This is a genomic window from Kitasatospora sp. NPDC054795, assembly GCF_053611565.1.
Window position 1 is genome coordinate 1 of sequence record NZ_JBSHAP010000267.1, and the last position, 3,515, is coordinate 3,515.

Here is a 3,515-nt window from a genome sequence, read left to right on the forward strand (position 1 = left end):
GGGGCGCGGTGCCCGGGCCGCCCCGGGCGCCGCGGGGCCCGCGGGGCTCCCCGGACCGCCCGCACCGGCCGCCCGGGAGCGCTGCGCGGGCAGGGCGCGGTCCTCGGTGCGCGGTCCCGCGTCCTGGTACGGCGTTCTCGCCCGCTGACCGGCCATGCGCACTTCCCTCGATCGTTGCGGCCACGGCGGAGCGATCGCGCCGCCGCGCGTGCCGGGACGCCTTCGGTCCTGGTGGCGTCCTGGTGGGGACCCCACCCTCTACATCGCCGTAGAAGATGGCCTGAGCATACGAACCCATTTCAGCAAAGTCATCCGCCGTCACCCGGCGGCGACGGACCGCCTGGTGGGCCGTCGTTAGGATGGTCATGATCCCCGCCACGTCGGCACACCATCAGGAACGCATCAGAGGAGCAGAGCGTCACCATGTTTGAGAGTCTGAAGAACCTCGCGGACAAGGCCACCGACCTCGCCCGCGAGCACGGCGACGTGATCGGGCAGGGCCTGGACAAGGTCGGCGACGCGATCGACGACCGCACGGACGGCAAGTACAGCGGGCAGATCGACACCGGCGTCGAGAAGGCGAAGGACTTCCTGCGCAACCTCGACGGCGACCAGAAGCCCGCCGAGTAACCTGCCGCAGGGAGCGATCAGCCGCACGGTGCTCGAACGGGCGCACGAGCGAACGGGGAGGGGCGGCAGCGGTGAGCGAGGAGAAGAAGGGGTCCGGCCGGGGACGCTGGCTGGTGATCGGCGTCGTGGTGGTGGCCGGACTGGGTCTCGTCCGCGGCAACGGCCACGACGGCGCGGCCTCCGCCGGCCCCTCCCCGACCGCCGCCTCCGGTCCCTCCCCGGGTGCCGCACCGTCGGACGGCTCCTCCGCTCCACCGTCGAAACCCTCCAAGCCCTCGGGCCGCTACGACCCGGCCGACTACGCGGCACCGGTCCGCCAGTACGCCGCCGAGGCCGGGGTCAACCCGCAGCTTCTGATGGCGATCCTCTACAACGAGGCGTACAAGCCGCACGACCCCGAACTCGAACGGGCCTGGCAGCGCGGCAAGCCGGACGCCTCGTTCGGCGTCGCCAACATGCACCGGGCCGCCTTCGACGACACCAAGCCCGGCCGCCCGTTCGCCTCCCGGCAGTGGGAGGAGCTCCCGGACGACCGGAACCTGGCCGTCCAGGCGGCCGCCTGGCACCTGCACGACCTCGCCGCGCAGCTGCCCGCCCGCCCGGGCGTGCCGCTCACCCGGGACGAGCTGGTCGCCCTCGGCTACAACGCGGGCGCGGGCAACATGCTGGCCTTCGCCCGGGGCGTCAAGATCGGCTCCCAGGCGCAGTCCTACCTCGACCGGCTGCGCGACAACTGGTCGAAGTCCGGCGAGGCCGTGGCCTGACAGCCTCCGGCGTTCAGCTGACGCCGATCCGGGCGGACCAGACCCTCCGCCAGGCCAGCGCGTCGGCGACCCCCTCGGCGATGCCGCGCCGCGGCTGCCAGCCGAGCAGGTCCCGTGCGGTGTCCACGACGGCGTAGCAGCCGATCACGTCCCCGGGCCGCGGGCCCGCCTCCCGCACCTCCAGGCCGGTGCCGACGGCCTGTTCGAAGGCGGCGATCAGCTCCCGCACGGTGGTCCCGTCCCCGGTGCCGACGTTGATCACCCGGTAGCGGTCCGCCACGCCCGGGGCGATCACCTCGTCGAACCGGAGCAGCGCCGCGACGTGCGCCTCGGCGAGGTCCTGGACGTGGACGTAGTCGCGGATGCCGGAGCCGTCGCGGGTCGCCCAGTCGGTGCCGGTCACGGTGAACGGGGTGCCCGTGGTGTGCGCCTCGATCAGCTTGCCGAGGGCATGGGTGGGCCGGAGGTCCTGGAGACCGGTGCGCAGCTGCGGGTCGGCGCCGATCGGGTTGAAGTAGCGCAGGGCGATGACCCGCTGGCGCTCGGCGCCCTCGCCCCGGGTCCAGTCCTGGAGGACCTGCTCCATCATCTGCTTGGTGCGCGCGTACGGGCTCCCGGCGTCGACCGGGCTGCTCTCGTCGACCCGGGCGTCGGGGGTGGGGGCGTAGATCGAGGCGGAGCTGCTGAAAACGACCCGGGTGCAGCCGTGGCGCTGGAGGGCCTCCAGGAGTTCGACGGTCTTGGCGACGTTCTCCCGGTAGTAGTACAGCGGCTTGGCCACCGACTCCGGTACGACGATCTTCGCGGCGCAGTGCACGGTGGCGTCGATGTCGGGGTGCTCGGCGAAGATCCGGTCGAGCAGGGCCGCGTCGGCGATGTCGCCCCGGTAGAAGACCCGGTCCGCGACGAACTCGGTCCGGCCCCGGGACAGGTCGTCCAGCACGACCGGGGTGATCCCCCGGTCGAGCAGGGCGGAGGCGACGGTGCTGCCGATGAAACCCGCGCCGCCGGTGATCAGGACCTTCTTCATGCGCGGACGCTCCCTTGCGGTCGTCCGGGCGCCCGGTGGCGCCCGGTGACCGGAAGGGACGTCGGTTCGCACCCGGCCGGTTCCACCGCGGGTGCGTCCCCGTTCCCGGGGCGGGCGGTTCCGGGCGGCTCAGCCGCGGTGACGGCGCAGCCAGAGCCCGGTGGCGACCAGGACGACGGCCGCGCAGGCGGTGCCGATGGCCGCCCAGGCGGTGGCGTCGGAGGTGGTCGCGTGGGCGGGGCCGGGCGAGGCCTCCCGGGCGGAGACGGGGGCGGCGGTGGTCCCCGTCGCGCCGGTGCTCTCCCGGAGCGGGGCGGGGCTCACCCCGGCGGACCGCGGCGAGGTTTCGGACAGCGCCGTGGGGGGCGCCGGGTCGGCGATCTCGACGGTGTCGACGTCGAGCTCGCGCTCGCCGTGCCCGAGGGCGGGGAAGGCGCAGTCCACCGTCACCCGCCAGTGCCCGACCGGGAGGACCTCCCGGGTGGTGTACGTCCCCGGGCGGCCGGGGACGGTGACCAGGCGCCAGGGCCCGACGGTGCGGCCGTCGGAGGCCGTCGCGAGGAGCGTGCCGGCGAACTCCCCGGTCACCGGGTCGTGGTCGTTCTCCCAGGTGGCGACGGTGCTGACACGGCCGTTCTGCTGGCCGGTGACGTCCAGGTGGACGCTGTCGCCGTGGGCGGCGGCGGGTACGGCCGCGGACAGCAGGGCCGCGGCGGTGAGGGCGAGGGCGGCGAGGTGGGGGCGGGTTCGCATACGGGAGGGTCCTCGGGGCGGTGTGGGGGGCAGGGACGCTGGGAACGGCCGGCGCCGGGAGCGGCTGCCGCTGGGTGGGCGGCGGCCGTTCCCGGCGCGACGGACCTGCCGGCCTGCGGGCCTCGCGGCGCGCGGGCGTCGGCGGCTCGGGTCGAAGGGTCGGCCGGCGTACGGGCCGACCGGTTTTACGGGCTCACGGGAACAGCCTTACCCCGAACGGCTCACGAGGTCTTCGACAGCGACCAGTTCTGGTATGGGTTGCCGCTTCGGCTGTCGCGGCTCCGGCGGCCGGCCGCCGCGGCACCGCCGCGCTCCGCGCCCGGGCAGCGGCGCGCCGC

General features: G+C 74.7%; 4 protein-coding genes. 2 read left to right on the forward strand and 2 right to left on the reverse strand.

Translation table 11 applies throughout. The features are described 5' to 3' along the window. The first annotated feature begins 423 nt into the window (after positions 1-423). Together ACWGJO_RS41230 and ACWGJO_RS41235 are read left to right on the forward strand one after the other, a co-directional pair. Positions 424-630 carry an antitoxin gene (locus tag ACWGJO_RS41230; protein ID WP_359902610.1) on the forward strand — a complete coding sequence of 69 codons (207 nt, stop codon included), beginning with the start codon at positions 424-426 and terminating at the stop codon, positions 628-630. Between the two features lie 71 nt (positions 631-701). Beyond that, positions 702-1,394, forward strand: coding sequence for a lytic transglycosylase domain-containing protein (locus tag ACWGJO_RS41235; RefSeq protein WP_452190915.1), 693 nt, complete (start codon positions 702-704; stop codon positions 1,392-1,394). A 13-nt stretch (positions 1,395-1,407) separates the two neighbouring features. Here ACWGJO_RS41235 and galE read toward each other — a convergent pair whose 3' ends face one another. Beyond that, entirely contained in the window at positions 1,408-2,424 is a 1,017-nt protein-coding gene (galE, locus tag ACWGJO_RS41240) for a UDP-glucose 4-epimerase GalE (protein ID WP_359902616.1), read from the reverse strand. Between the two features lie 129 nt (positions 2,425-2,553). Then, positions 2,554-3,177 (reverse strand): hypothetical protein, encoded by a 624-nt coding sequence (locus tag ACWGJO_RS41245; protein ID WP_452190916.1) that lies wholly within the window; start codon positions 3,175-3,177, stop codon positions 2,554-2,556. Between the last annotated feature and the right edge of the window lie 338 nt (positions 3,178-3,515).